The sequence below is a fragment of the Filibacter tadaridae genome, from assembly GCF_900609045.1.
Lineage (GTDB): Bacteria > Bacillota > Bacilli > Bacillales_A > Planococcaceae > Sporosarcina > Sporosarcina tadaridae.
This window is the reverse complement of the sequence record NZ_UXAV01000064.1, coordinates 1-1,208: the sequence shown is the minus strand read 5'-3', so window position 1 is coordinate 1,208 and position 1,208 is coordinate 1. Positions and strand designations below refer to the sequence as shown.

Below are 1,208 nucleotides of genomic sequence, written 5' to 3'. Positions count from 1 at the left end.
TTCTTGCTGGCATTAATTAAAAGAATATATTTCAATTCTTTGTTAATGACAATTTGTATTTCTTCGCTCCGACGTAAGTCGGTTACTTAGAAATGTTTTGCTCAAGTACGCTTGGTACTCTTGCTGTATTTCATTGACGTTTTGCTGTTCAGTTTTCAAGGTTCATGTTGTTCGTCGCTGCCTGCTGTTGTTGTAGCAGCAACTCTTATATCTTATCAAGTTATCTTCTCTTTGTCAACAATTATTTTCAACTTCTTTTTCAAGTCGTTTTCGTTGTTTTTAATATGTCGGAGAAGCAACGTTATTAACTATAACATCCTATCTTGAAACTTGCAAGCTCTATTTGAGAAATAGTATGCATCAATTTATTTGCATCCACTAAGCTAGGCTTTCTTCTATATGTGTATTCCAACTAGCATACGTCGCTTGCCCATCCAGACTCAGTTATCTTGACTCTTTGTGAAGTCTATCCATAGACTTTGTACTTTAGCCGGAGTGCATAATTCTTTCTTCTCTTACAATGACTCCATCAATTTTAATCCATAGGGGACATTCTAAACAATTGCGAACCTAGCAGTCCGAATTTAAAAGTTCTGTTTCCAGCTATTTAGAACGGGCTAAATTTTATACCATCAAAAAACGGGTGGTTGCTTTATGTACCAGTACTCATCTGCTGCAGGGGGTTACCTTTGCTACCTTGTTGCTAATTGCGTAGCATTTTTCCTGCGGAGTCATCGGCTAATGATATTCATTTCAAAATCCACTTTACCTCTATATTGCTTTAATAATTTACCATTGGGCTTCATCCCTCACACATCTAAAAGGATTTGCCGATTATTGGGGAAAGGGAAAAAATGAACATTTGAACTTCCCTTGACTAAACTTTCAAGACTCCGACATCCGAAAAACAGTAATTGCTTGTGTAGATCCATGACTGGATATAAGGCTATTTCTCATCGAAAGCTATGTTAAACGAAAAAAACCCTCCCCATATTTACACGTGCCCTGGAGGGTTTGTTGAAACAATGGCTGAATTACTTTTCGCTCTTTGGATTCTTTATTTTTCGGCAATAAAAAAAGCCACTGCTTTTCAGCAATGACTTTCTTGGTGCCCGGCGACGTCCTACTCTCACAGGGGGGAACCCCCAACTACCATCGGCGCTGAAGAGCTTAACTTCCGTGTTCGGTATGGGAACGGGTGTGACCTC

Annotated in this window: 1 rRNA gene; it reads right to left on the bottom strand. The window is 38.9% G+C overall.

Annotation, left to right across the window (positions count from 1 at the left end):
• Positions 1-1,110: 1,110 nt before the first annotated feature.
• Positions 1,111-1,208 (bottom strand): 5S ribosomal RNA (rrf, locus tag FILTAD_RS15470); the annotation flags it as partial.